General features: G+C 66.8%; 22 protein-coding genes. 12 read left to right on the forward strand and 10 right to left on the reverse strand.

The genetic code is table 11. The features are described from left to right. Positions 1-505 precede the first annotated feature (505 nt). Complete coding sequence (locus ACEU5R_RS10665) at positions 506-3577, forward strand: Rne/Rng family ribonuclease (RefSeq protein ID WP_392410110.1); 3072 nt, start codon at positions 506-508, stop codon at positions 3575-3577. 228 nt (positions 3578-3805) lie between these two features. Here the strand turns inward: ACEU5R_RS10665 and ACEU5R_RS10670 are convergent, their stop codons facing one another. The 5 genes from ACEU5R_RS10670 to argE all read right to left on the reverse strand — a co-directional run bounded on the left by ACEU5R_RS10670 (position 3806) and on the right by argE (position 8828). Further along, complete coding sequence (locus tag ACEU5R_RS10670) at positions 3806-4351, reverse strand: acyloxyacyl hydrolase (RefSeq protein ID WP_392410111.1); 546 nt, start codon at positions 4349-4351, stop codon at positions 3806-3808. A gap of 230 nt (positions 4352-4581) precedes the next feature. Further along, on the reverse strand, positions 4582-5460 hold the full coding sequence (gene accD / locus ACEU5R_RS10675) for an acetyl-CoA carboxylase, carboxyltransferase subunit beta (protein WP_392410112.1): 879 nt from the start codon (positions 5458-5460) through the stop codon (positions 4582-4584). Between the two features lie 35 nt (positions 5461-5495). Then, complete coding sequence (trpA, locus tag ACEU5R_RS10680) at positions 5496-6356, reverse strand: tryptophan synthase subunit alpha (protein WP_392410113.1); 861 nt, start codon at positions 6354-6356, stop codon at positions 5496-5498. Positions 6357-6360: 4 nt separating this feature from the next. Next, positions 6361-7560, reverse strand: coding sequence for a tryptophan synthase subunit beta (gene trpB, locus ACEU5R_RS10685; protein ID WP_392410114.1), 1200 nt, complete (start codon positions 7558-7560; stop codon positions 6361-6363). A 116-nt stretch (positions 7561-7676) separates the two neighbouring features. Further along, entirely contained in the window at positions 7677-8828 is a 1152-nt protein-coding gene (gene argE / locus ACEU5R_RS10690; protein WP_103273122.1) for an acetylornithine deacetylase, read from the reverse strand. 137 nt (positions 8829-8965) lie between these two features. On the opposite strand from argE, the gene ACEU5R_RS10695 reads away from it, so the two are divergent. Next, entirely contained in the window at positions 8966-10279 is a 1314-nt protein-coding gene (locus tag ACEU5R_RS10695; RefSeq protein ID WP_103273121.1) for an MFS transporter, read from the forward strand. A 65-nt stretch (positions 10280-10344) separates the two neighbouring features. Here the strand turns inward: ACEU5R_RS10695 and ACEU5R_RS10700 are convergent, their stop codons facing one another. Further along, entirely contained in the window at positions 10345-12633 is a 2289-nt protein-coding gene (locus ACEU5R_RS10700; protein WP_103273120.1) for a bifunctional (p)ppGpp synthetase/guanosine-3',5'-bis(diphosphate) 3'-pyrophosphohydrolase, read from the reverse strand. Between the two features lie 168 nt (positions 12634-12801). On the opposite strand from ACEU5R_RS10700, the gene ACEU5R_RS10705 reads away from it, so the two are divergent. Together ACEU5R_RS10705 and ACEU5R_RS10710 are read left to right on the forward strand one after the other, a co-directional pair. Next, complete coding sequence (locus ACEU5R_RS10705) at positions 12802-13635, forward strand: zinc-dependent peptidase (RefSeq protein ID WP_392410115.1); 834 nt, start codon at positions 12802-12804, stop codon at positions 13633-13635. Then, positions 13632-14141 (forward strand): NAD(P)H-dependent oxidoreductase, encoded by a 510-nt coding sequence (locus tag ACEU5R_RS10710; protein ID WP_392410116.1) that lies wholly within the window; start codon positions 13632-13634, stop codon positions 14139-14141. Before ACEU5R_RS10705 ends, ACEU5R_RS10710 begins: the two co-directional genes overlap by 4 nt. 107 nt (positions 14142-14248) lie before the next feature. Here the strand turns inward: ACEU5R_RS10710 and ACEU5R_RS10715 are convergent, their stop codons facing one another. Together ACEU5R_RS10715 and pncB are read right to left on the reverse strand one after the other, a co-directional pair. Continuing rightward, on the reverse strand, positions 14249-14602 hold the full coding sequence (locus ACEU5R_RS10715) for a RidA family protein (RefSeq protein ID WP_103273117.1): 354 nt from the start codon (positions 14600-14602) through the stop codon (positions 14249-14251). A gap of 73 nt (positions 14603-14675) precedes the next feature. Further along, complete coding sequence (gene pncB / locus ACEU5R_RS10720) at positions 14676-15851, reverse strand: nicotinate phosphoribosyltransferase (RefSeq protein WP_103273116.1); 1176 nt, start codon at positions 15849-15851, stop codon at positions 14676-14678. Between the two features lie 171 nt (positions 15852-16022). Here pncB and fdxA point away from each other — a divergent pair, with 171 nt between their 5' ends. Continuing rightward, positions 16023-16346 (forward strand): ferredoxin FdxA, encoded by a 324-nt coding sequence (fdxA, locus tag ACEU5R_RS10725; RefSeq protein WP_103273115.1) that lies wholly within the window; start codon positions 16023-16025, stop codon positions 16344-16346. A 49-nt stretch (positions 16347-16395) separates the two neighbouring features. Further along, positions 16396-17196, forward strand: coding sequence for a ferredoxin--NADP reductase (locus ACEU5R_RS10730; RefSeq protein ID WP_392410118.1), 801 nt, complete (start codon positions 16396-16398; stop codon positions 17194-17196). 4 nt (positions 17197-17200) lie between these two features. Here the strand turns inward: ACEU5R_RS10730 and ACEU5R_RS10735 are convergent, their stop codons facing one another. Then, positions 17201-18853 carry a SulP family inorganic anion transporter gene (locus tag ACEU5R_RS10735; RefSeq protein ID WP_392410119.1) on the reverse strand — a complete coding sequence of 551 codons (1653 nt, stop codon included), beginning with the start codon at positions 18851-18853 and terminating at the stop codon, positions 17201-17203. 1 nt (position 18854) lies between these two features. Then, the gene (locus ACEU5R_RS10740; RefSeq protein ID WP_392410120.1) at positions 18855-19499 is read right to left on the reverse strand and encodes a ParB-like protein; all 645 of its coding nucleotides are present in this window, start codon (positions 19497-19499) and stop codon (positions 18855-18857) included. A gap of 328 nt (positions 19500-19827) precedes the next feature. Here ACEU5R_RS10740 and ACEU5R_RS10745 point away from each other — a divergent pair, with 328 nt between their 5' ends. The 6 genes from ACEU5R_RS10745 (at position 19828) to ACEU5R_RS10770 (ending at position 25588) form a co-directional block, all read left to right on the forward strand. Beyond that, positions 19828-21054: a polyhydroxyalkanoate depolymerase gene (locus tag ACEU5R_RS10745; RefSeq protein WP_103273111.1), complete on the forward strand. Its 1227-nt coding sequence runs from the start codon at positions 19828-19830 to the stop codon at positions 21052-21054. Positions 21055-21179: 125 nt separating this feature from the next. After that, complete coding sequence (rsxB, locus tag ACEU5R_RS10750; protein ID WP_392410121.1) at positions 21180-21821, forward strand: electron transport complex subunit RsxB; 642 nt, start codon at positions 21180-21182, stop codon at positions 21819-21821. Further along, a complete protein-coding gene (gene nth, locus ACEU5R_RS10755) occupies positions 21818-22453 on the forward strand; it encodes an endonuclease III (protein WP_103273109.1) in 636 nt (211 codons plus the stop codon). Before rsxB ends, nth begins: the two co-directional genes overlap by 4 nt. Positions 22454-22828: 375 nt before the next feature. After that, positions 22829-23602 (forward strand): ABC transporter ATP-binding protein, encoded by a 774-nt coding sequence (locus ACEU5R_RS10760; RefSeq protein WP_103273108.1) that lies wholly within the window; start codon positions 22829-22831, stop codon positions 23600-23602. Beyond that, positions 23599-24309: an ABC transporter ATP-binding protein gene (locus ACEU5R_RS10765; RefSeq protein WP_103273107.1), complete on the forward strand. Its 711-nt coding sequence runs from the start codon at positions 23599-23601 to the stop codon at positions 24307-24309. The genes ACEU5R_RS10760 and ACEU5R_RS10765 overlap by 4 nt, the downstream gene beginning before the upstream one ends. 64 nt (positions 24310-24373) lie before the next feature. Next, positions 24374-25588: an ABC transporter substrate-binding protein gene (locus tag ACEU5R_RS10770; protein ID WP_392410122.1), complete on the forward strand. Its 1215-nt coding sequence runs from the start codon at positions 24374-24376 to the stop codon at positions 25586-25588. Positions 25589-25673: the final 85 nt, after the last annotated feature.

The raw sequence follows: 25673 nt of genomic DNA on the forward strand, positions 1-25673 counted from the left end.
AGCCTTAAGGGGCTGAACTAGCCGCCTGGCGTAGAGATGCAACAAGTACGCAACTCCGTCGAGCGCGCGGGCCGCCATTGTACTGCCTGCTGATTCAACCCCTGGGTCTCTTGGTCGCCGGCGCAACCGCGGCCTGCCGGACAGTGGTGTGGCATTCACTTTTTGCCCGCTGTCGCCGCAGGTCCGTTGCTTGCCGCAAGCGCCCTGAAGCATCGCAAGAATCGTCGCATCTACTATTTAAAGCACCAGTTGCGCGTCGGCATCCATTCCTGCCGCAACTGACGTTCACAGCACATTCCGTCAAACCACACTCAGTGAAGCTGACCCTCCTGCTGACAGAACCCCGTGCCGTACGGCACGACGTGCCCGCCTGACCCGCGGCGGATACGCCTGGGCGCCGCCCAGGTACGGTCCGCATCCTTCTTGCCCGCTTCAGCCGCTGCGCCCGAGTGACCCGAGGTCACGCGCCGATATCGGCGCGTCATGACAACGGAGAACCCCTCTCATGAAGCGCATGCTGTTCAATGCGACGCACCAGGAAGAATTGCGCGTCGCTATCGTTGATGGGCAGAAGCTCATCGACCTCGACATCGAGACTGCCGGCCGCGAACAACGCAAAGGCAACATCTACAAAGGTGTCATCACCCGTATCGAACCCGGCCTCGAAGCCTGCTTCGTCAACTACGGCGAAGACCGTCACGGCTTCCTGCCCTTCAAGGAAGTGGCCCGCAGCTACTTCAAGGAAGGCGTGGACGTGCGCAGCGCGCGCATCCAGGACGCCCTGCGCGAAGGCCAGGAACTGATCGTCCAGGTTGAAAAGGAAGAGCGCGGCAACAAGGGCGCCGCCCTGACCACGTTCATCTCGCTGGCCGGCCGCTATCTGGTCCTGATGCCCAACAACCCCCGTGGCGGCGGCGTTTCGCGCCGCGTCGAGGGCGAGGACCGCCAGGAACTGCGCGACACGATGGAGCAGCTCGAGCTGCCCCAGGGCATGAGCATCATCGCCCGCACCGCCGGCATCGGCCGCAACGTCGAAGAGCTCCAGTGGGACCTGTCCTACCTGCTGCAGCTCTGGACGGCGATCGACGGCGCGGCGCGCGACAATTCCGCGCCCATCCTGATCTATCTCGAGTCCAGCCTGGTCATCCGCGCCATCCGCGACTATTTCTCCCCGGAAATCGGTGAAATCCTCATCGACACCGACGAGATCGCCGACCAGGCCACCGCGTTCATGAGCGTGGTGATGCCGGACAACGTCCAGCGCGTCAAGCGCTACCGTGACGACATCCCGCTGTTCTCGCGCTTCCAGATCGAACACCAGATCGAAACGGCCTACTCCCGCACCGTGCAGCTGCCGTCCGGCGGCGCCGTGGTCATCGACCACACCGAGGCGCTGGTGTCCGTGGACGTCAACTCGGCCCGTTCCACCCGCGGCGCCGACATCGAGGAAACCGCGCTGCGCACCAACGTGGAAGCAGCCGACGAAGTGGCCCGCCAGCTGCGCCTGCGCGACCTGGGCGGCCTGATCGTCATCGACTTCATCGACATGGAGGACAGCAAGAACCAGCGCGCCGTCGAACAGCGCCTGCGTGATGCCCTGCATTTCGACCGCGCCCGCGTGCAGATGGGCAAGATCTCCCGTTTCGGCCTGATGGAACTGTCGCGCCAGCGCCTGCGTCCGGCCCTGAACGAAGGCTCGCACATCACCTGCCCGCGCTGCAACGGCACCGGCGTGATCCGCGACGCGGAATCCAGCGCCCTGCACGTCCTGCGCCTGCTGCAGGAAGAGGCCATGAAGGAAAACACCGCCGCCGTGCACGCCCAGGTGCCGGTGGACGTGGCCACCTATCTGCTGAACGAAAAGCGCTCCGACATCACCAAGATGGAAGCGCGCCTGAAGGTCAACCTGCTGCTGATCCCCAACAAGCATCTGGAAACGCCGCATCACCACATCGAGCGCCTGCGTCATGACGACCCGCGCCTCGAGGAAGTGAAGACCAGCTTCGAGCTGGTCGAGGCTCCGTCCACGGATGCCGCCTGGCAGCCGCGCGAGCACGAGATCAAGAGCCGCCCGGAAGCGCTGGTCAAGGGCATCACGCCCTCGCAACCCGCGCCCGTGTCCACGCCGGCCCCGGCGCCGGCCGCCGCCGCGCCCGCTCCTGCCGCCTCCGGCGGCCTGGGCGGCCTGTTCAAGCGTCTGGTCGGCTGGCTGACCGGCAATGGCGACAGCGCCAAGCCCGCCGCCGCCCCCGCTGCCCAGGAAGACACCGCCAAGCGCGGCGCCTCCGGCCGCGGCAAGGGCCGCCACGACGGCCAAGACCGCCGCGGCGAACGCCATGGCTCTGACCGCAACCGCAACCGCCGCAATGAAGCGCGCGGCGACAGCGCTGAAGGCGCCGAAGGCGGCCGCCAGCACGTGCGCGGCAACCGCCGTGCCGAAGGCGAGCGCGCCGAGCGTCCGGAACGCGCCGAACGGCCGGAACGTGGCGAGCGCCAGGGCCGTAACGAAGCCCGCGCCGATCGCGACCAGGCCGCGCTGGCCAACAACCGCCCCGAGCAGGCAGCCGAGGCCGCTGGCGATGACGCCGGCGCCGGCCGCAATCGCCGTCGCGGCCGTGGCCGCAACCGCCGCGAGGAAGGCCAATCCGACGCGCCGATGAGCGAACAGGAAAGCATGGTCGCGGCGCTGGCCCAGACCGTGGCCACCGCGCTGCCCGACGCCAAGCCCGCCGTTCCCGCCGCTGAAGCCGCTCCCGTGGCCGCCCTCCAGGAACAGACGGATGCCATCGAGCAAACGGAAGACGGCATCGCGCTGGCCGAAGGCGCCGAAGGCTCGGCCGATCCCGAGCGCAAGCGTCGCCGCCGCCGCAGCCGCCGCGGCCGCCGCAGCCAGGACGAGAACGGCCTGATCGGCAGCGACGAACAGCTGGACGACGCTGGTGACGAGGACAACGGCGCCGAGGCTGTTCAGGCCCAGGCCCCCGCTGAATCGGCTGAAACGCCTGCTCAGCCGCAAGCCGCCGCGCCTGCTGAAGAAACCGTTCAGGCCGCTCAGGCCGAAGCTGCTCCGGCAGTCGAGCAAGCCGTCAAGACCGAGCCGGTTCAGGCGACGCCCGTCGAGCCCGTGGTCACGCAAGCGCAGCCGCGCGACGAAGCCCCGGCCCCCGTGGCCGTGGAGCCCGCCGCCGCACCCGCGCCTGTTGCCGCACCCGTTGCCGCACCGGTCGAAGCGCCCGCCGTCGAACCCGTGGTGACGCAAGTTGCCGCGCCGGCAGCACAAGCGCCCGCTCCGGTCGAGCCCGTGGCCGCCGCCCCGGCTCCCGCCGCCGCTCCGGCCCCGGCGGTTGCCGAGCAACCCATCGTCATCCCGGCAGCAACGCCGTCCGCCAAGGCCCAGGCCCTGCACGACGTCGTCAACGCCGCTGGCCTGCAGTGGGTGGAAACCGATCCGGACCGCCATGCGCAAACGCAGCTGCGTATCGCCGCCGCGCACACGCCGGCCCGCCTGGGTCGTGAGCGCAAGGCCGTGCCGTCCGTTTCGACTGAACCGCTGGTTCAGGTAGAAACGCGCCACTAAGCCGCGCCCTGAAAAGCCCCCGCCGTAAAGCGGGGGCTAATGAGATGGTCATCCCGATCCCCACGAAGCGATCCGCTGAGTGGGGATTGTTCTTTCTGGGGCACCTCTCATGCCTCGCCAGCCGCGACCGCGCAGCGCCTCGTCTTGGCCGCAATAAAAAACCCCACGGCCTTGGCCTGTGGGGTTGGCGATGACTTGCCCAGGCGGGAGGTTCCCGCCCGGCTTCGATCAGAACTGGTACGTGTAGCTGATCTGCACCGCATCCAGGCCCGGATTCGGGCGCTTGATGCTGGCGTTGGAGAAGTGCGAATAGCGCAGACCGATGCGGTTGTTCGGCGTCAGCAGGAAACCCATGCCGACGTGATCGCCGAATTGGAAGGCCGTGCTGATGTTCTCGTTGGCGAAGCGGGTGGTCGAGAACAGCGTGGCGCCGATACCCGCTTCGAGGTAGAAGCGCTCGCCGGCCCACCAGCGGAACATGGGGATGGCGCTGAATTGCCAGGCGTGGCCAGGCGTGCGCGAACCATCGGCCGTCCAGTAGGACGCGCCGAATTCCGGCGTCAGATCCAGGCGTCCCCAGTTGCCGCCAAACTGGTGCGTCCAGACCGAAGCCGTTTCATAGTTCAGCGTGTAGCGCTTGTAGTGGTCGCCAACGCCGTACTGCAGAGTCACGCCACCCTGGGTTCCTTCCGATTGCGCGCTCGCCATGGCCGCGGCGCCTGCCAGCACCAATCCGACCAGGCTCGCCAGCGTTTTCTTCTTGTTCAAATGCATTTGGTGACTCCGTAATCTGTAAAAATGCTTATAGCAACCGTCAAAACATTATCAAAATTCGGGCCGCATGGCTGCTTTTGTGTCTCACGGCTGCAACATTTTCAGTGAAAAACTCTGTTCCGAAAATCCACCTATTGACCGGAACCTGTCCGAACGCAAACAGCAATAAAAAAGCCGGCGGCCCTGAGGCCGCCGGCTTTTTGCTGACGCAGAGGCGGACGAATCCGCGCTCAGGCCGCCGCCACCACGTCGGCGGGCTGGTTGTTCAGCAGCGCCAGCAAGCGCGCGATTTCCTCGCGCAACTGACGGCGATCCACCACCATGTCGATGGCGCCCTTCTGCAGCAGGAACTCGGCGCGCTGAAAGCCTTCCGGCAGCTTTTCCCGCACGGTCTGCTCGATCACGCGCGGACCGGCGAAGCCGATCAGCGCCTTGGGCTCGGCGATCACCACGTCGCCCATGAAGGCGAAGCTGGCCGACACGCCGCCCATGGTGGGGTCGGTCAGCACGCTGATGAACGGCAGGCCGGCGGCCGACAGCCGCGTCAGCATGGCGTTGGTCTTGGCCATCTGCATCAGCGACAGCAGGCTTTCCTGCATGCGCGCGCCGCCCGAGGCGGCAACGCAGATAAAGGCAGTCTTGTTGTCGAGCGCGGCCTGGGCGCCGCGCACGAAGCGCTCACCCACCACCGACCCCATCGAGCCGCCCATGAATTCGAATTCGAAGCAGGCCACCGTGGCGGGCACGCCGCGGATCGAACCGCCCATGACCACCAGTGCGTCGGTTTCACCGGTCTGCTTGGTCGCTTCCTGCAGACGCTCGGGATACTTGCGGGTGTCCTTGAACTTCAGCGTGTCGACCGAGCGCGTGGTCTGGCCGATCTCGACGCGACCTTCCAGATCCAGCAACGAATCGATGCGGGCACGGGAGCCGATGCGCATGTGATGGTCGCACTTGGGGCACACGTGCAGATTGGCCGCTAGGTCTTCGCTATACAGCACCGACTCGCATGAGGGGCACTTGACCCACAAGCCTTCGGGCACGCGGCGGGCGCCGCTGTCGCTGGTTTTATTGATGCGAGGAGGCAGGAGTTTTTCGATCCAGCTCATTGATGTTTCATCCCGTATGAGGTCGCGCCCGGCGTTCAGGCCGAGGCGTTTTCTCGTTTTACTTGATCCAGCGCTTGCCGGATGGTGCGCAGCCAGCCGCTGGCGGCGGCGACTGCAGCGTCGGTTTGCTGGGCGGCGGGCGCATTGGCCACCGCCTGCTCCATGGTTTCGATCAGTTTGCTGCCGATGACCACCGCGTCGGCGGAACGCGCCACGCGCTGGGCGCTTTCGGCGTCGCGGATGCCGAAGCCCACGCCCACCGGAATGGAGACATGGCGGCGGATCAGCGCCAGGCGTTCAGCCACGTCCTGCGTGTTCAAGGAACCCGCGCCGGTCACGCCCTTGAGCGAGACATAGTAGACATAGCCTCGGGCGACATTGGCGATGGCCTTGATGCGCGGCTCGGTCGAGGTGGGCGCCAGCAGGAAGATCGGCGCGATGCCGTGCTGGTCGAGCATGCCGGCGAACTCCACCACTTCCTCGGGCGGATAGTCCACCACCAGCACGCCGTCCACGCCAGCCGCTTCGGCGCGGCGGGCGAATTCGGCCTGCCCCATGCGCTCGATGGGATTGGCGTAGCCCATCAGCACGACGGGCGTGGCCGTGTCGCGCTGACGGAACTCGGCCACCAGCTCCAGCACGCGGGCCAGGCCCACGCCCTGCGCGATGGCGCGGTCGGCGGCGCGCTGGATCACCGGGCCGTCGGCCATGGGATCGGAAAACGGCACGCCCAGTTCGAGCACGTCGGCGCCGGCCTCGACCAGCGCGTGCATCAGCGGCACGGTGGCCGCGGGCGAGGGATCGCCGGCGGCGATGTAGGGGATCAGCGCCGACGCCCGGCCGGAGGCGGCGGTGCGGGCGAAGGCGGCGGCGATACGATCGTTGCGGGTCGTCATGGCGTCACAGCTCGATGCCGCCGCGTTCGGCGACGGTATGCATGTCCTTGTCGCCACGGCCCGACAGGTTGACCAGGATGACCTTGTCGCGCGGCAGCGACGGCGCCATCTTCACGGCCTGCGCAATGGCGTGCGAGGACTCCAGCGCCGGCATAATGCCTTCGATGCGGCAGCAGTCGTGGAAGGCCTTGAGCGCCTCCTCGTCCGAGATGCCGACGTACTCGGCGCGGCCGCTGTCCTTGAGCCAGGCGTGCTCGGGACCGACGCCGGGGTAGTCCAGGCCGGCCGAGACCGAATGCGTTTCCTGCACCTGGCCGTCGGCGTCCTGCATGACGTAGGTGCGGTTGCCGTGCAGCACGCCCACGGTGCCCGCCGCCAGCGAGGCGGCGTGACGCCCCGTCTCCAGGCCCTCGCCCGCCGCTTCGACGCCGATCAGGCGCACGTCTTCGTGGGGAATGTAGGGATGGAAGATGCCCATGGCATTGGAACCGCCGCCCACCGCCGCGACCACGTAGTCGGGCTGGCGGCCGATGGCTTCGGGCATCTGGACCAGGCATTCGTTGCCGATCACGGTCTGGAAGTCCCGCACCATGCGCGGATAGGGGTCCGGCCCCGCCACCGTGCCGATGATGTAGAACGTGTTTTCGATATTGGTGACCCAGTCGCGCATGGCTTCGTTCAGCGCGTCCTTCAGGGTGCGCGAGCCGGAAGTCACCGGCACCACCGTGGCGCCCAGCAGCTTCATGCGGTAGACGTTGGAAGCCTGGCGGCGCACATCCTCGCTGCCCATGTAGACCACGCATTCCATGCCGTAGCGCGCCGCCACGGTGGCCGTGGCCACGCCGTGCTGGCCGGCGCCGGTCTCGGCGATGACGCGGGGCTTGCCCATGCGCTTGGCCAGCAGCGCCTGGCCGATGCAGTTGTTGACCTTGTGCGCGCCGGTGTGGTTCAGGTCTTCGCGCTTGAACCAGATCTGGGCGCCGCCCAGCATGTCCGACCAGCGGCGGGCATGGTAGACCGGGCTGGGCCGGCCGACGAAATGCTTGAGCTCGTAGTTGAACTCTTCGATGAAGGCCGGATCGACGCGGCAATGGTCATAAGCGGCGCGCAGCTCGTCGAGCGCGTGCATCAGCGTTTCCGCCACGAAAACGCCGCCATAGGGGCCGAAATGGCCCTTGGCATCCGGAAAATCGTAAGGTTTCACCAAGCTTCTCCCCCGGCGCGGCGACAGGCCAGTGCCCGTCCCCATCCGGTTTGCAACCCGTCATTTTACCTGAGCCGGGCCCAGGCGGGGCGGCATGGGCGCCGCCCCGGCGGCCGTCAGAGGGACTGGCCCAGGCGACGCAGGAAGGTTTCGCAGGACGCGAGCTGGTCCAGCGCCACGTACTCGTTGGGCTTGTGGGCCTGTTCGATGTGGCCGGGGCCGCAGACCACGGTGGGGATGCCGATGCCCTGGAACAGGCCGGCCTCGGTGCCATAGGCGACCTTGCGGGTGACGCGGTCCTCGGTCAGCGCGCGCACCAGCTGGGTGATGGCTGCCTGTTCGGAGGCTTCCAGCGCCGGGGCGGCCGCGCCGGTCTCGATCTCGATGCGGGCGCCGTCGAACTCGGCCTGCATGCGCGGCAGCAGCTCTTCGCGCACATAGCGCTCGACCTCGGCCTGGATGTCGTCGGGACGCATGCCGGGCAGGTTGCGGAATTCGTAGGTGAACTCGCACAGCTCTGGAATCGTGTTCACGGCGATACCGCCACGGATCTGGTTGGTGGTCATGGTCGAGAACGGCACGTCGTAGAACTGGTCGTACGGACCGTTGGCCTTGAAGCTGTCGGCCAGGTCGCGGATGCGGCAGATCAGGCGGGCGGCGTACTCGATGGCGTTGCAACCGCGCGGGGTCAGCGACGAGTGCGCCGCCTTGCCGTGCACCTTGCAGCGGAACAGGTTGATGCCCTTGTGCGCCACCACCACCTGCATGCCGGTGGGCTCGCCCACCACGCAGCCCTCGGGGCGGATGCCGCGTTCGTGCAGATCGGCCAGCATGTAGGGCGCGCCGGCGCAGCCGACTTCCTCGTCATAGGAGAACGCCAGATGGATGGGTTTCTTGCGCGGCATGGCCAGGAATTCCGGCACCAGGGCCAGCGAACCGGCGATGAAGCCTTTCATGTCGCAACTGCCGCGACCATAGAGCAGGCCGTCCTTTTCGATCAGCTTGAACGGATCCGAGCTCCAGTCCTGGCCATCCACCGGCACCACGTCGGTGTGGCCCGAGAGCACGATGCCGCCCTGCTGGTTGCCGTCCTGCGCGGGCAGCGTGGCGAACAGGTTCGCCTTGGTGCGTTCGGGATTGTGCGCCAGCCAGGCCTCCACGCCCTGGCCGCGCAGCCAGTCGCGAACGGTTTCGATCAGGGCGAGATTGGAATTGCGGCTGGTGGTGTCGAAGCCGACCAGCGTTTCCAGCCAGGTGCGCGCGTTCATGTGTCTGTTCTCTTGAGGTGTGAAAGAACAGAGTTTAAAGCCAGCGCGCGCCCACGTGCCGGACGCGGGCGGCGATCCTTAAAGAGTGAACGATCTAGAATACCGCCCGCAGTGCAATACACCCCCAAGGAGAAACCGTGCAGCACAAAGCAGTTCCCACGCGCAACATCGTGGCCGCAGTCATAGGCAATGCCCTCGAATGGTACGACTTCCTGGTGTTCGCGTTCATGACGCCAATCATCTCGAAGCTGTTCTTCCCCACCGACCCCAGCGTGCCCGGCAGCGAGCTGAACGCGATCCTGATGACCACCGCCATCTTCGGCGTCGGCTTCTTCATGCGCCCGGTCGGCGGCATCATCCTTGGCCTGTACGGCGACAAGAAGGGCCGCAAGGCCGCCATGGTGATGGTCACCTCGCTGATGGCGGTGTCCATCGCCCTGATCACGGTGGCCCCGACCTACCACGCGGCCGGCATCCTGGCCCCCATCTTCATCCTGATCGCGCGCCTGCTGCAGGGTTTCTCGGCCGGCGGCGAATTCGGCACGTCCACCGCCCTGCTGATCGAAATGGCGCCCAAGGGCCGTCGCGGCTTCTACGGCTCCTGGCAGATGGCCGGCCAGATGCTGGCGCTGCTGATCGGCGCGGCCTGCGGCACGCTGATCACCGAGTTCTTCACCCAGGAACAGATCGCCGCCTGGGCCTGGCGCCTGCCCTTCGCGTTCGGCCTGGTGATCGTGCCCATCGCCATCTATATCCGCCGCAACATCGACGAAACCGACGCCTTCAAGCAGATGAAGGAAGAGGACCGCCAGGCCGCCGCGCGCGGCATGGTGCAGCGCCTGAGCCTGGGCCAGATGCTGCTGACCCACACCCGCGAGACGCTGATCGGCGTGGGCCTGGTTGTCACGGCCACGGTGTCCATCTACATCACCTTCACGTATCTGGTGACCTATTCGACCCAGATCCTGAAGCTGCCACTGAACCAGACCTTCCTGGTGCAGATGGTCGGCGCCGGGCTGATGGTGCTGCTGACGCCGTTCATGGGTGCCTGGTCCGACCGCGTCGGCCGCCGCCCGATCGTGATCGGCTCGCTGATCGGCTACCTGCTGGTGCTGTACCCGCTGTACGCATGGCTGACGGACGCGCCATCCATCTCGCGCCTGCTGACCGTGCAGGTGGTGGTGTGCTTCTTCGTGTCGGCATTCTTCGGCGTGTTCAGCACGGTCATGGCCGAGCTGTTCCCGGCGCGCGTGCGCTCGGTCGGCCTGTCGCTGGCCTATAACGTGGCGGTGATGATCTTCGGCGGCTTCGCCCAGTTCATCGTGACCTGGCTGATCAAGTCCACCGGCTCGCCCATGGCCCCGGCCTATTACGTCATGTTCGGCGTGGCGCTCGGCCTGGTGGCGTCCTTCTTCATGCGCGACCGCGCGCACGACAGCCTGGACCACTAGGATCGGTCCGACGCCGCGCCCGCGGCGTCCTCCCGCCGTCCTTGCCGGGCGGCGGGACCTGTCGCTCAGCGCCTGACGGCCGACGACACGCCCTGGACCTCCGCCAGGGCATCCAGCGCACGGGTCAGCGATTCGCCGCCGCGCACTTCCACCGTGAACACCATGTGCGCCAGCGACTGCCGGCTCTGCGTGTTCACGCCCACCACGTTCAGCCGCAGCCGCGCGAACACTTCCGACAAGTCGCGCAGCAGGCCGGAACGGTCGTGCGCGCGCACGCTGATGTCCACCGGATAGAACGTGTCCGAGGTCTCGCCCCAGGCCACCTCGATGACGCGTTCCGGCTCGCGCTCGGCCAGCGCCAGGTAGCTGTGACAATCGCGGCGATGGATGGACACGCCGCGGCCTCGGGTGACAAAGCCGGCGATGGCGTCCGGCGGCGCCGGGCGGCAGCAGCGCGCCAGCTGCGTCAGCAGCGAACCCACGCCCACCACCAGCACCCCGCTCTTGCCGCTTTTCTCGGCGCTCTCGGCGCTGGCGCCGCGCAGGGCCGCGGGTACGGGCTCTGCGGCCGGCGCGGGTTGCTGGAACAGCGCGTCGATCTGCCGCAGGCTGAATTCTTCCTTGGCCGCCGCCACATACAGGTCGTCGGCGCGGGCAAAGCCCAGGTTCTGGGCCAGCTGCTCCAGGTTGACGGCGGTCTTGCCCAGGCGCTGCAGTTCCTTTTCGACCAGCGCCTGCCCCTGCGTGATGCGCTGCTGCAGCTCGATGGCGTTGAACCACATGCGCACCTTGGAGCGGGCGCGCGGACTGGCCAGGAAGCCCAGTTGCGGGTTGAGCCAATCGCGCGACGGACCGCCGGACTTGGCCGAGATGATCTCGACCGTCTGCCCCGTGGACAACCGGGTCTGCAGCGGCACCATCTGGCCATCGACACGCGCGCCGCGGCAGCGATGCCCCAGGTCGGTGTGCAGGTGATAGGCGAAATCCACCGGCGTGGCGCCGGCCGGCAGCTCGATCACACGCGCCTGCGGCGTCATCACGTAGATGCGTTCGTCGCTCTGGGCCGGTTCGGCGGCGGCCTGGCGCGTCTTGCCCGCGCCGCGCGTCGCCGGCCTGGCCGGTTCCGGCGCGGCCGGAACCACCGGGGCCTGATCGCCCGCCTCGACCTCGCTGTTCCAGGCCAGCAGCTGGCGCATCCACGACAGCTGCCGGTCGTATTCGCTGGACGCGGAGACCTGCCCGCCCTTGGCGCCGGCTTCCTTGTAGCGCCAGTGCGCGGCCATGCCGTACTCGGCGAACTGGTGCATCTCGCGCGTGCGGATCTGCACCTCGAACGGCCGGCCGTCGTGGTCAGCCACCACCGTGTGCAGCGAGCGGTAGCCGTTGGGCTTGGGCCGCGAAATATAGTCGTCGAATTCCTCGGCGATGGGCGTCCACATCTCGTGCACCATGCCCAGCGCCGTATAGCAGTCGCGCACGTCGTCGACGATGACGCGCAGCGCGCGCAGGTCGTACATCTGGGCGAAGTCCAGACGCTTGATGCGCATCTTGTTCCAGATGCTGTAGATATGCTTGGGCCGGCCGCTGACCTCGGCGTGCACGCCGCTGGCGGCCAGCGCCGATTGCAGGCGCTCGATCGCGCCGGCGATGAAGGCCTCGCGCTCGACCCGCTTTTCTTCCAGCAGGCGCGCGATCTGCTTGTAGCGGTCGGGCTCCAGGAAACGGAACGCAAGGTCTTCCATTTCCCACTTGATCTGCCAGATGCCGAGCCGGTTGGCCAACGGCGCGTACAGGTCCAGGGTCTCGCGCGCGAACTCGACGGTACAGGGCGTCTTGCTCTCGGCGTGCCAGCGCAGCGTGCGCAGCCGCGAGGCCAGCCGCATCAGCACGATGCGCAGGTCGGCGGCCATGGCCAGCAGCATCTTGCGCTGCATTTCCTTCTGCGAACCGCTTTCGGCGGCGACGTCGCTGGCGTGCCGGGCCACCACGCCCAGACGCAGCAGCGCCCGCGTGCCCTGCACCAGCCGCGCCACTTCCTGGCCGAACGCGGCGGCGACCGGATCATTGCGCAGCGCCGGCGCGGGCGCGGTCAGGTCGGTGGGCAAAGCGGCCAGCAGGGCCGCCGCGCGGGTAGCCGCGTCGGTATGCATGCCGGCCAGGATGCGAACCACGCCCGCTCCGTGCGAGGCCAGCGACTCCCCGGTCAGGGCCTGCTGGCCCTCGAAGCGCGGCTCGGCCCAGGCCACGGCCTGGTCGATCAGCGCCAGGCCGTCGGCATCCAGGCCATCTCCCGCCTCCTGCCGCCAGGAAGCGTCGAAAGGCGTAGGCGCGTCTGGAACGGGCGAGGCTGACATGACGGGAAAATTAGGCGGATTACAGGGGAACGATCAGAATATTTCGACACTCTACACTAGCGTCTGCCCACACTGAAATGGCGCCCGGGACCGCGGCCCGGAAACCGGCGCCCCGGGCATATCGAAACAACCCAGACCCGAAAAACACACGCAAAGGAATCGACGCCCATGTTGCGCTGGCTCAAGGGCCGGGGCGCCCGCCCGTCCGCCGTGGCCGAAATGCAGGCCCGCATCTCACCCGAACTCTGGCGCCAGGTGCTGCGGGCCCATCCCTTCCTGGCCGCGCTGGACGACCAGGAAGGCGCGCAGTTGCTCGCGCGCTCGGCCTGGCTGCTGGCCAGCAAGTCGATCAACGGCGCGCAGGGCCTGGACGTCACGGACGCGATGCGCCTGTCGATCGCCGCGCAGGCCAGCCTGCCCATCCTGAACCTGACGCCCTCGCTCTACGAAGGCTGGAACGAGATCATCGTCTACCCCGCCGGCTTCCGCATCCCCCGCTCGCGCCAGGACGCCGACGGCGTGGTGCACGAGTACATCGAGGACGCGGCCGGCGAGGCCTGGGATGGCGGCCCGGTGATCCTGTCCTGGGAAGACGCGCAGCTGTCGGACGGCGGCTTCAACGTGGTGATCCACGAATTCGCGCACAAGCTGGACCTGCAGGCCGGCGACGCCGACGGCATGCCCTCGCTGGCGGCGCATCCCGACATCGCGCCGCGCGCCTGGCGCCGCGTGCTGGAAGACAGCCTGGAACGCTTCATCGCGGCGCTGGACACGGTCGAAGCAGCCATCCCGCCCGACGTGGATCCGGAAAGCGAGGAGGCCGACGCCTGGTATGGCCAGTTGCCGATGGACCCCTACGCGGCGACCGACGAGGCCGAGTTCTTCGCCGTCAGCTCCGAGCATTTCTTCGTCGACCCCTGGCCCATGCGCGACGCGCTGCCCGAATGGTATGCCATGCTGCGCGCCTACTACCGGCAGGATCCGGCGGAGCGGCTGGCATGAAGCCGCTGCTCATCGTCTGGCATTCGCGCACCGGCGCCGCGCGGCAGATGGCCGAGGCGGCGGCCGACGGCGCTGCGGCGGCCGCCGCCGAGCTGGCGCCCGAGGCCGGTTTCGCGGTCACGCTCAAGCGCGCCGCCGACGCCGGCGTGGACGATCTGCTGGCCAGCGGCGGTTTCCTGTTCTGCGCGCCGGAGAACCTGGCCAGCCTGAGCGGGGAAATGAAGGAATTCTTCGACCGCTGCTACTACGGCGCGCTGGACCGCATCCAGGGCCTGTCCTATGCCTGCGCCATCAGCGCCGGCAGCGATGGCGCGGGCGCGGCGCGGCAGACCGAACGCATCTGCACAGGCTGGCGCCTGCGCGCGGCGGCGCCGGCCCTGATCGTGAATCTGGGCGCGCAGACGCCGGCGCAGATCGCCGCCCCCAAGACCGTGCCGGCGGCTGATCTGGAGCGCTGCGCGGAACTGGGCGGACTGCTGGCCGGACTGATGCTGCTGGGCGGCTGAACCGGCCCGCATCCGCCTCGCCCGCAGGCAATTCCGGGAACATGCCCGAATGAAAAAGCCCACGCATCGCGTGGGCTATTCGCCTTGCTGGCCGAACCGATCAGCGATCAGGCAACGGCGGCGGTCACGACGATCTCGACCTTGTAGTCGGGATTGGCCAGACGGGCCTCGACGGTGGCGCGCGGGGGCGAGTTGCCAGCGGCGACCCAGGCGTCCCAGGCCTTGTTCATGCCATCGAATTCCTTCATGTTGGCCACGTAGATCTGGGCCATCAGGATCTTGGTCTTGTCCGTGCCGGCCTCGGCCAGCAGGCGGTCGATGGTCGCCAGCACTTGCGCGGTCTGGCCGGTGATGTCCAGGGTGGCGTCATCGGGCACCTGGCCAGCCAGGTAGGCGACGCCGTTGTACACGGCCATGTCCGACAGGCGCTTGTCGACGTGGAAGCGCTTGATGCTGCTCATGAATATTTCCCCTAATGTGCAAGTGGGTGGGTGGAACAATGCGGTCGAACCGGCACTTTACCGCGCGCCGGTCTCAAGCGGGAGGCAGTTGGAAGACCTGGCGCAGATAGGCCAGGTAGGCGGGATCGTCGCACATGGTCTTCTCGGGCGCGTCGGACACCTTGGCCACCGGCTGGCCGTTGCAGCGGACCATCTTCATGACGATCTGCAGCGGCTCATGACCCAGGTCGTTGGTGAGGTTGGTGCCGATGCCGAACGACACCTTGCAGCGCCCGGCGAACTGGCGCGCCAGCTCGATCGCGCGCGGGAAGGTCAGCGAATCCGAGAACACCAGGGTCTTGGCGCGCGGATCGACGCGGTTCTTGCGGTAGTGCTCGAGCAGGCGCTCGCCCCAGATGAAGGGGTCGCCCGAATCATGGCGCGCACCGTCGAAGAGCTTGCAGAAATACATGTCGAAGTCGCGCAGGAAGGCATCCATGCCATAGACATCGGACAGCGCGATACCCAGGTCGCCGCGGTATTCCTTGGCCCAGACCTCCAGCGCGAACACCTGCGAATCGCGCAGCCGCGGCCCCAGCGCCTGGCAGGCCTGCAGGTACTCGTGGCCCATGGTGCCCAGCGGCAGCACCTCGTGCTGCTTGGCCAGCAGCACGTTGCTGGTGCCGGCGAAGTGCGGCCCCATCTGCGCCTTCATGGTGGACACGACTTCCTCGTGCCAGACCTTGGAGAAGCGGCGGCGCGTGCCGTATTCGGCCACGCGGAAATCAGCCAGCGCCGGATCGTCCAGCACCAGGTGCATCTTGGACTGCAGCCGCTTGCGGCCTTCTTCCCAGTCGGGATGCTTGCGCGTATTGCGGAAATAGACCTCGTTGACGATGGCCAGCACCGGGATCTCGAAGAGGATGGTGTGCAGCCATGGGCCCTTGACCTCGATGCTGATCTCGCCCGGCGCGTCGCCCTCGGCGATATGGATGCAGCGCTCGGGCATGTGAAACAGCCCGAGGAAATCAACGAAGTCACTCTTGATGAAACGCAAGCCGCGCAGATAATTTAATTCGTCTTCGGTGAAGCGCAGCTGGCAAAGCTGATGCACTTCCTCGCGGATTTCGTCCAGATACGGGTGCAGATCCACGCCCCGCGTGCGGCATTTGTAGCGGTACTCGACCTGGGCAGCGGGGAAATGATGCAAAACCACCTGCATCATGCTGAATTTGTACAGGTCGGTGTCGAGCAGCGAGGTAATTATCATGATTGCGCGTATCGTTTCGCCACACCATAGCATAGAGCGCAGGGCTCTCCCCCCTTTGCGCCACGATGTCAATACGGGTATTCGGGACGCGATGGCGCGGCATTGGTTAAAATCCGCCCGGCAATACCTATAAAGCCGAAACACACGCCGCCGATCCCGGAGTTCCTGAGAATGACCCACGTAGTCACCGAAAACTGTATCAAGTGCAAGTACACCGATTGCGTAGACGTGTGCCCGGTGGACTGTTTTCGTGAGGGTCCGAACTTCCTCGTGATCGACCCGGACGAATGCATCGACTGCGCCGTCTGCATCCCCGAATGTCCGGCCAACGCCATCTACGCCGAAGAAGACGTGCCGCAGGACCAGCTGAATTTCATCGCGCTGAACGCCGAACTCTCGCCCGAGTTCGCCAGCATCAGCCGAGCCAAGAAGCCCCTGCCCGACGCCGACCAGTGGAACGGCGTGCAGGACAAGCTGCAATACCTGGAAAAGTAGTCCGCGCCCCGCGGCGCGCCGCCCTGGCCGTCCGCGACGCGGTAACCCGATGACCGAAGACTCCAAATACACGCGCCAGACCGTCACCAGCGTCCACACCTGGGTGCCCGGCAAGCTGTTCTCGGTGCGCGTGACGCGCGACGACGCCTACGATTTCCAACCCGGCCAGTTCGCCCGGGTCGGCCTGCCGGCGGCGGATGATCCCGACGGCGCGCCTACCCTGTGGCGCGCCTACTCGATGGTGTCGGCGCCCGGCCAGCCCTGGCTGGAGTTCTACTCCATCGTGGTCCCTGAAGGCCTGTTCAGTCCCCGCATGGCCCGCCTGGCACCCGGCGACGCGCTGTACGTGGAAAAAGCGCCCTATGGCTTCCTGACCCTGGAACGCTTCGCGCCCGGTGGCGACCTGTGGCTGCTGGCCTCGGGCACCGGGCTGTCCGCCTACCTGTCCATCCTGCGCGACCCCGCGGTCTGGAACGCCTACCGCCGCATCATCCTGGTGCACGGCGTCCGTACTGCCGAAGAGCTGGCCTACCGCGAGGAAATCGAAAGCCTCGCCCGCCGCCCGGACCTGACCAGCCACTTCGCCGCCGATCCGCGCAAACTCGTCTACCTGCCCATTGCCACCCGCGAAGCCCTGCCCGGCATGCCGCAGGAACGGCTGACCACCCTGATCGCCGACGGCCGCCTGGAGCAGCTCGCCGGCCAGGCGCTGGCCCCGGAAACCGCCAAGATCATGCTCTGCGGCAACCCGGCCATGCTGGCCGATGCCCGCAAACTGCTGGGCGAACGCGGCTTCAAGCCCGGCCGCCGGGGTATTCCCGGCAATCTGGCCGTGGAAAATTATTGGTGACGGGCTAGCCCGCCGACGCTGTCTCCGACTCGCCGGCGCCGTTCAGCGCCGCCACCGCGTCATCCACGCTCCACGCCGCATAGGCGCTGGCCGGCAACGCGGCCATGTCCACGCGCGCCAGCAGTTCACGCACCGCGTCCTTGGTCCGCGCCAGCACCAGCGGCAGGTTCCATTGCCGCATCTGCGCGGCAAAATCGGCCAGCGCTTCCACGCTGGTGCCGTCCAGGTCGGGCGACTCCTCCATGCTCAGCACCACCGCGCGCAGGCCCGCGCCCCGCTGCGCCTCGATGCGCGCGCGGATGGCGGCGAAGATGGCGTCGGCGTTGCCAAAGAACAGCGGCGCCTCGGGCCGTGCGATCAACACATTCGGCACCGAGGCGGCTTCGGGATGACGCGCGGTATCGACGTAATCGCGTGAATGCGGCAATTGGCCAAGCCAACTCACGCGTGGTTCGGCAAAACGCTTGAGCAGCATGGCGATGCTGACCGCGATGGCCAGCAGCAGCCCGTCGAGTACGCCCAGCAGAATCACCGCCACGAAGGCCGCCAGCGCCACCAGCCGATCGCGCCGCCAGGCGAAATAGGGCCGCAGCGCCGCTGGGCTCAGGGTATGGGCCACGGCATGGATGACGATGGCCGCGAGCAGCGGTTCGGGAATGCGCTCCATCCATGGCAGCAACTGCCACACCAATACGCCGACCACCGCGCAGGCGACCAGGCCCGCCGCCTTGCTGCGCGCGCCGGCCACCTCGTTGGCGGAGCTGGCCGAATACCCGGCCCCCACCGGCATGCCCTGGAACAGCGCGGACAGCGCATTGGCCACGCCCAGCGCCACCAGATCGCGGTTGGGCGACACCGCGTCGCCATGGCGCAGCGCCAGGCTGCGGATGGAGCTGTACGACTCGGCATACAGGATCAAGGCAAGCGCCATGGCCAGCTGGCCCACGCGCAGCCAGTCCGCCAGGGCCAGCGATGGCAGCGCCGGCCGGCTGCCACCGATGGCCAGCGTCCCCACTGGCGCGATGCCCCAGGCCTGGCAGTAGCCCAGCGCGTCGAGCCCGATGCCGGCCGCGATCACCAGCAAGGCGCCCGGCAGCGCCTTCCAGCGCCCGAGCAGGCGCAGCGCCAGCAGCGCCGCCAGCATCATCGCCAGGCCATGCAGGTTCCACAGCCGCCACTGGCTCAGCAGATCCCAGGCATAGCGCAGGAAATCGCTGTGCGCCGGATGCACGGCCACCGCCACCGGCAACTGCTTGACGACAATGGTCAGCGCCAGCCCCAGCGCAAAGCCGCGCAGCACCGGCTTGGCGATGAACTGCGACACCGCGCCGAGCCGCGCCAGGCCGGCCACCACGAAGATCACGCCGGCCGTCAGCACCATGGCCACGCCCATCAGATGGCGCAGGTCGTCGCTCACATGCAGCACCGAAGCGGTGGCCGCCGCCAGCACCGCGGCCGACGACGACGTGGACGAAACGATCGCGAAACGGCTGCTGCCCAGCAGCCCATACGCCAGCAGGCCCGCGAACAGCGCCATTACGCCGGCCTGCGGCGGCACGCCGGCGATGCCGGCATAAGCGACGGCCTCGGGCAACAGCAATCCCGCGATGGACAGCCCGGCCACCCAGTCGGCCCCGGCGGGCATTGGCAGACGCATGTCAGGCTCGGGGAGCGGCGGGCGCATCCACGCCGGACCAGCCCGGCAGAAAGCGCGCCTTGGCGCTGCGCGCCAGCGCCACCGCCGACACGACACTGGCCTGCGGCAGGCCCTGGCCGTCGACATGGCCCAGCTCGCTTTTGCCGAAGTACGGGCGAAAGAAATCCGCCCACAGGAACTCGGTGAACGGCGCGGAGTCCTTGGCATAGCCACCCGCCTTGCGCACCTCGCCGGCCAGGCTGCGGTAAGGATCATCCCTCAATTGCGTCAGGCGCTTGGGAATGGCCGCGAAGTCGTGGCGCTGGCCTTTTTCATCGTAGGGATGCGCCCAGTGATGGAACTCCATGAGCCGCCAGAACAGGTCGGTCTCGACGCCACTGAAGTCGGCCAGCTGCATCACCCATACGTTCTGCACTTTTTCATGGGTCAGCGCCTGGCCCAGATGGTGATGATCAACGATATAGAAGCGTCCGCGCGGCCCGCGCACGGCGGGAAACCAGTGGCTTTGCAGAAGCTTGTCGCGCGCCTTGGGCTTGAGTTGCGCCCACTGCGAGCGCTTGACCGCCACCTCCGCCGCGCCCACCGTCATCTGCGTCGGCCGCAGATCGGCCAGCACGGCCTGTTCCATATGCTGCTGTACGGGCATGCCCAGCTCCTCAAAGCCAGTGATGCGCCATTGTGTGCCAACAGCCACGTGCGGCGCCAGCCCGGGGTGCGTCGGTCCACCGATTGCCGTAGCCGATGTATCCGCCGGGCGCCGCCGCGCCTACATACTCCGTCTGACCCCGGATACGCCATCCGACATCACACCATGGCATAAAATCCGCCATAAACTGGCGTGAAAGATATGACGAGTCGCTTTTTAGCAACAAAATCAGTCCCTTCCGGCAAATTCTTTTAGATCAGTTCGAAATACACTTACTTCCCGGCGCAATAATCGGGACACACGCACGACCCCAGAAGGACATCTCGAAATGCTGTACCAATTGCACGAAATGCAGCGCGCCTTCCTGACTCCGTTCGCTGCATTCACGGATGCCGGTTCTCAGCTGTTCTCCAGCCCCTACAGTCCCCTTGCCTATACCCCGATCTCGCGTCAGCTGGCCGCCGGCTATGAGCTGATGACCCGCATCGGCAAGGAATACCAGAAACCCGCCTGGGGCCTGCCCGCCACCGAGATCGACGGCAAGTCCGTCCGCATCACCGAGGCCGTGGCCCTGGACAAGCCCTTCTGTCGCCTGGTGCACTTCCACCGCGACGTGCGGCACGCCTCGCAGAAAGACCCGAAGGTCCTGCTGGTGGCGCCGCTGTCGGGCCATCATGCCACGCTGCTGCGCGACACCGTGCGCGCCCTGCTGCCCGCCCACGACGTCTACGTGACCGACTGGATCGACGCGCGCATGGTGCCGCTGTCGGCCGGCCCGTTCCACCTGAACGATTACGTGCGCTACGTGCAGGACTTCATCCGCCACCTGGGCCCGGACGTGCACGTCATTTCCGTGTGCCAGCCCACCGTGCCGGTGCTGGCCGCCGTGTCGCTGATGGCCTCGGCCAACGATCCCTGCCAGCCGCGCAGCATGGTGATGATGGGCGGCCCCATCGACCCGCGCCAGTCGCCCACGCAGGTCAATCGCCTGGCCACGACCAAGCCCTATTCGTGGTTCGAGAACCAGGTCATCCACCCCGTGCCGCCGCGCTACCCGGGATCGGGCCGCAAGGTCTATCCGGGTTTCCTGCAGCACGCCGGGTTCATGGCCATGAATCCCGACCGCCACATGAAGTCGCACTACGACTTCTACCTGGACCTGCTGCGCGGCGACGACAGCGACGCCGAGGCGCACCGCCGCTTCTACGACGAATACAACGCCGTGCTGGACATGCCGGCCGAGTTCTACCTGGACACGATCCGCATGGTGTTCCAGGAGGTCCAGCTGCCGAACGGCACCTGGGAAGTCGACGGCAAGCTGGTGCGCCCGGCCGATATCAAGCAGGTCGCCCTCTTCACCATCGAGGGCGAGCTGGACGACATCTCGGGCCAGGGCCAGACGCGCGCGGCGATCAAGCTGTGCAAGAACATCCCGGCCGACCGCAAGCAGCACTACACCGCGCCGAACTGCGGCCACTACGGGATTTTCTCGGGCCGCCGCTGGCGCGAGATGATCTGTCCTAAAATCGCCGAATTCATCCGGCAATCGGCCTGAAGCGCGGCACCCGCCGCGATCGCGCGCGGGCCGGACGAGGCGCTGTCCTCATCCCCCGCCGCCTTCCAGCCGTACCGTAAGTCCACGGGGCCCGCGCGGCCCCTTTTGTTTTCTACCGAATCGCCATGTCCTGTCCCCCGCTCGCCGACCGCATCGACGCGCTATTGCCGCAGACGCAATGCACCAAGTGCGGCCATGACGGCTGCCGGCCCTACGCCGACGCCATCGCCGCCGGCGCAGCCCCCATCAACCGCTGCCCGCCCGGCGGCGATGAAGGCATCGCCGCGCTGGCCGCGCTGCTGGAGCAACCCATCCTGCCGCTGGACCTGACGCGCGGCCAGCCCGGCCCGCTGCTGGTGGCGCGCATCGACGAGACCCATTGCATCGGCTGCACGCTCTGCATCCAGGCCTGTCCGGTGGACGCCATCGTCGGCGCCAACAAGCGCATGCACACGGTGCTGGCCGACTGGTGCACCGGCTGTGATCTGTGCGTGGCGCCCTGTCCGGTCGACTGCATCGACATGGTGCCGGCAGGACGAGGCTGGACCGCCGAGGACGCCGACATCAGCCGCCAGCGCCATCGCGGCCATCAGGCGCGCCTGGCGCGTCTGGCGGCGGACAACGCGCGCCTGATGGCCGCCGAGATCCCCGACGCTCCCGCGCCGCGCGACACCGCGGCGGCCGAACAGGACGAAGACCGCAAACGCTCCGCCATCGAATCCGCGCTGGCCCGCGCCCGGGCCCGCCGCAACGCCCCGCGCCCATGAACGCCGCCAAACGCCGAGAGATCTTCGCCCGCCTGCAGGCGGCCAATCCGAACCCGACCACCGAGCTGGAATACGACACGCCGTTCCAGCTGCTGATCGCCGTGCTGCTGTCGGCCCAGGCCACGGACAAGTCGGTCAACATCGCCACGCGCAAGTTCTTCCCCGAGCACGGCACGCCCGCGGCGATGCTGGCGCTGGGCGAGGAAGGGCTGGCCGACTACATCAAGACCATCGGCCTGTTCCGCACCAAGGCCAAGAACGCCATCGCCACCTGCCGCATCCTGCTCGAGCAGCATGGCGGCGAAGTGCCGCGCACGCGCGAGGAACTCGAAGCGCTGCCCGGCGTGGGCCGCAAGACCGCCAATGTGGTGCTCAACACCGCGTTCGGCGAACACACCATGGCGGTGGACACGCATATATTCCGCGTGTCCAACCGTACCGGCATCGCGCCCGGAAAAAACGTGCTGGAAGTCGAGCGCAAACTCGAGAAGTTCGTACCAGCCGAATATATGCTCAACGCCCATCACTGGCTGATTCTGCTTGGCCGCTATGTGTGCGTGGCGCGCAAACCGAAATGCCCGCAATGCGGCATTTCCGACCTGTGCGAATACAAGCCGAAAACACCCGCTTGATAACCCGCCGGCATTAACGCCGGCGCTCATCCAGGCCGTTTCCGGCCGCCGCCGGTTCGGTTCTCGAACCGGGTTTTCCCTGGCTCGGCATATTTGTCAGTTTGATGACGATCAAGGCGCGTTTGTTGCGATGCGCTACGCGCGTTTGCCGCGTTTTCGCCCTTTAGAAATCGCGCATTGTCAGCTACCTGACAATTCAGCTTTCCGCACTGCAAAACCTATGAAAAACCCTCATGGAATTTTGAGAAATAGGTGCGCATACTCGCCGCAACTCTCGAGAAAACGTTGAATTTACACGCGGCTTTCTCGGCCCTGCGGGGCTCCGGCGCAACGCGGCGGATGGCACTCTTATAAATACAACGCTGGTGCAGCGACATGGACGACACGATCCTGGAGACAAAAGGCCTCACCAAGGAGTTCCGCGGCTTCGTCGCGGTCAATGGGGTCGATTTGCGTATCAAGCGGGGCGAGATTCATGCCTTGATCGGGCCGAACGGCGCGGGCAAGACCACATGCTTCAATCTGCTGACGAAGTTCCTTTCCCCCACGTCGGGAACCATCAAGTTCAACGGCGTCGACATCACCGGCGAACGTCCCGCGCAGATCGCGCGGCGCGGCGTGATCCGCTCGTTCCAGATCTCGGCGGTGTTCCCGCACCTGACCGTATTGGAGAACGTGCGCATTGGCCTGCAGCGCAAGACCGGCCTGTCGTTCCACTTCTGGCGCAGCGACAGGCAGCTGGCCTCGCTGAACGCGCCGGCGCGCGAGCTGCTCGAACAGGTGGATCTGGGCGCCTTCGCCGATGAAACCACGGTGAACCTGCCCTACGGCCGCAAGCGCGCGCTGGAAATCGCCACCACGCTGGCGATGGAGCCCGAGCTGATGCTGCTGGACGAACCCACCCAGGGCATGGGCCACGAGGACGTGGACCGCGTCACCCAGCTGATCAAGCGCGTCAGCGCCGGCCGCACCATCCTGATGGTCGAACACAACATGAACGTGGTGTCGTCGATCGCCGACACCATCACCGTGCTGGCGCGCGGATCGGTGCTGGCGGAAGGCTCGTATGCCGAAGTCTCTCGCCACCCCGCCGTGATGCAGGCCTACATGGGCACCACCGAAGGCGAATTGCAAGGAGCACATGCATGAGCACCCCGGCACTCGAAATTTCGGGCCTGCAGGCCTGGTACGGGGAATCGCATATCCTGCACGGCGTGGATATGCGCGTGGGCCAGGGCGAGGTCGTAACGCTGCTCGGACGCAACGGCGCCGGGCGCACCACCACGCTGCGGGCCATCCTCGGCCTGACCGGCTCGCGCAAGGGCTCGGTCCGCATCCACGGCACCGAGGCCATCGACCTGCCCACCTACAAGATCGCCCACCTGGGCGTGGGCTACTGCCCCGAGGAACGCGGCATCTTCGCCAGCCTGTCCTGCGAGGAAAACCTGCTGCTGCCCCCGGTGGTCGGTTCGCTCGGCGGCGGCATGTCGCTGACCGAGATCTACGACATGTTCCCCAACCTGCTGGAACGCCGGCATTCCCCGGGCACCCGCCTGTCGGGCGGCGAACAACAGATGCTGGCGGTGGCGCGCATCCTGCGCACCGGCGCCAACCTGCTGCTGCTGGACGAGATCTCCGAAGGCCTGGCGCCGGTCATCGTGCAGGCCCTGGCCCGCATGATCACGGCGCTGAAGCAGCGCGGCTATACCATCGTGATGGTGGAACAGAACTTCCGCTTCGCCGCGCCGCTGGCCGATCGCTTCTACGTCATGGAGCACGGCCAGATCGTCGAGCACTTCGAAGCCGCGGAACTCGCAGAAAAACAGGACACGCTCAACGAGTTGCTGGGCGTCTAGAACAAACCGCCTGTCTTCGCCGGAATTCCCGGCGCCACACACCGAAGGGAAGAGGAGTCATCCCATGAAGCTGCACACCATCACTGCCGCACTGGCCGCTGCCGGCCTGGGATTTGCCGGGGCCACCGCCCAGGCGCAAGGCATCTCGGACGACGTCATCCGCGTCGGCTTCATCACCGACATGTCCGGCGTGTATTCGGACATCGACGGCAAGGGCGGCCTGGAGGCCGTGCGCATGGCGATCGAAGACGCCGGCGGCTCGATCAACGGCAAGAAGATCGAAGTCGTCTCGGCCGACCACCAGAACAAGGCAGATGTGGCCTCGGCGCGCGTGCGCGAGTGGTTCGACGAGCAGAAGGTGGACGTCATCATCGCCGGCACCAACTCGTCGACCAGCCTGGCCATGGCCGGCGTGGCCGCCGAGAAGAAAAAGCCCTTCATCGCCATCGGCGCGGGCGCCTCGGACCTGACCAATGCCCAGTGCTCGCCCTTTACCGTGCACTACGCCTACGACACCGTGGCGCTGGCGCGCGGCACCGGCTCGGCGGTGGTGAAGGACGGCGGCAAGAGCTGGTTCTTCCTGACCGCCGACTACGCTTTCGGCCACGCGCTGGAGCGTGACACCATCGCGGTAGTCAAGGCCGCCGGCGGCGAAGTGAAGGGCCAGGTGCGCGCGCCGCTGGGCGCGTCGGACTTCTCGTCCTTCCTGCTGCAGGCACAAGCGTCCAAAGCGCAGATCCTGGGCCTGGCCAACGCCGGCGGCGACACCATCAACTCGGTCAAGGCCGCCAATGAATTTGGCGTGACCAAGACCATGAAGATGGCCGGCCTGCTGGTCTTCATCAACGACGTGCACTCGCTGGGCTTGCAAGCCACGCAGGGCATGTACCTGACCGACGGCTGGTACTGGGACCAGTCCGACGCCTCGCGCGCCTGGTCCAAGAAGTTCGAAGCCAAGGTCGGCCGCAAGCCGTCCATGCTGCAGGCCGGCGACTACTCCGCCCTGACCTTCTACCTGAACGCGGTCAAGGCCACCGGCACGGACGACGGCGAAACCGTGATGAAGTGGATGAAGTCGAACAAGATCAACGACTTCTTCACCCAGGGCGGCTATGTGCGCGAAGACGGCCGCATGATTCACGACATGTACCTGATGCAAGTGAAGACGCCCGCCGAGTCCAAGGGACCGTGGGACTACTACAAGGTCGTGGCCACGCTGCCCGGCGACGAGGTCTATACCAAACTGTCCGAATCGACCTGCAAGCTGGTCAAGAAGTAAACCCTGTTCACCGCCCTCATGAGGCGACCTGGTCCATCCGGCCGGGTCGCTTCTTGGATTTGCTCGCCTCCATCTGTACGCGCAG

The sequence above is a fragment of the Achromobacter sp. 413638 genome (assembly GCF_043119405.1).
GTDB lineage: Bacteria > Pseudomonadota > Gammaproteobacteria > Burkholderiales > Burkholderiaceae_B > Achromobacter.

Excerpts from the sequence above, each read along its gene's own strand:
- ACEU5R_RS10665 (WP_392410110.1), top strand. The coding sequence starts at position 506 with ATGAAGCGCATGCTGTTCAATGCGACGCACCAGGAAGAATTGCGCGTC.
- ACEU5R_RS10670 (WP_392410111.1), bottom strand. The coding sequence starts at position 4,351 with ATGCATTTGAACAAGAAGAAAACGCTGGCGAGCCTGGTCGGATTGGTG.
- accD (WP_392410112.1), bottom strand. The coding sequence starts at position 5,460 with ATGAGCTGGATCGAAAAACTCCTGCCTCCTCGCATCAATAAAACCAGC.
- trpA (WP_392410113.1), bottom strand. The coding sequence starts at position 6,356 with ATGACGACCCGCAACGATCGTATCGCCGCCGCCTTCGCCCGCACCGCC.
- argE (WP_103273122.1), bottom strand. The coding sequence starts at position 8,828 with ATGAACGCGCGCACCTGGCTGGAAACGCTGGTCGGCTTCGACACCACC.
- ACEU5R_RS10700 (WP_103273120.1), bottom strand. The coding sequence starts at position 12,633 with ATGTCAGCCTCGCCCGTTCCAGACGCGCCTACGCCTTTCGACGCTTCC.
- ACEU5R_RS10705 (WP_392410115.1), top strand. The coding sequence starts at position 12,802 with ATGTTGCGCTGGCTCAAGGGCCGGGGCGCCCGCCCGTCCGCCGTGGCC.
- ACEU5R_RS10710 (WP_392410116.1), top strand. The coding sequence starts at position 13,632 with ATGAAGCCGCTGCTCATCGTCTGGCATTCGCGCACCGGCGCCGCGCGG.
- ACEU5R_RS10715 (WP_103273117.1), bottom strand. The coding sequence starts at position 14,602 with ATGAGCAGCATCAAGCGCTTCCACGTCGACAAGCGCCTGTCGGACATG.
- pncB (WP_103273116.1), bottom strand. The coding sequence starts at position 15,851 with ATGATAATTACCTCGCTGCTCGACACCGACCTGTACAAATTCAGCATG.
- fdxA (WP_103273115.1), top strand. The coding sequence starts at position 16,023 with ATGACCCACGTAGTCACCGAAAACTGTATCAAGTGCAAGTACACCGAT.
- ACEU5R_RS10730 (WP_392410118.1), top strand. The coding sequence starts at position 16,396 with ATGACCGAAGACTCCAAATACACGCGCCAGACCGTCACCAGCGTCCAC.
- ACEU5R_RS10735 (WP_392410119.1), bottom strand. The coding sequence starts at position 18,853 with ATGCGTCTGCCAATGCCCGCCGGGGCCGACTGGGTGGCCGGGCTGTCC.
- ACEU5R_RS10740 (WP_392410120.1), bottom strand. The coding sequence starts at position 19,499 with ATGCCCGTACAGCAGCATATGGAACAGGCCGTGCTGGCCGATCTGCGG.
- ACEU5R_RS10745 (WP_103273111.1), top strand. The coding sequence starts at position 19,828 with ATGCTGTACCAATTGCACGAAATGCAGCGCGCCTTCCTGACTCCGTTC.
- rsxB (WP_392410121.1), top strand. The coding sequence starts at position 21,180 with ATGTCCTGTCCCCCGCTCGCCGACCGCATCGACGCGCTATTGCCGCAG.
- nth (WP_103273109.1), top strand. The coding sequence starts at position 21,818 with ATGAACGCCGCCAAACGCCGAGAGATCTTCGCCCGCCTGCAGGCGGCC.
- ACEU5R_RS10760 (WP_103273108.1), top strand. The coding sequence starts at position 22,829 with ATGGACGACACGATCCTGGAGACAAAAGGCCTCACCAAGGAGTTCCGC.
- ACEU5R_RS10765 (WP_103273107.1), top strand. The coding sequence starts at position 23,599 with ATGAGCACCCCGGCACTCGAAATTTCGGGCCTGCAGGCCTGGTACGGG.
- ACEU5R_RS10770 (WP_392410122.1), top strand. The coding sequence starts at position 24,374 with ATGAAGCTGCACACCATCACTGCCGCACTGGCCGCTGCCGGCCTGGGA.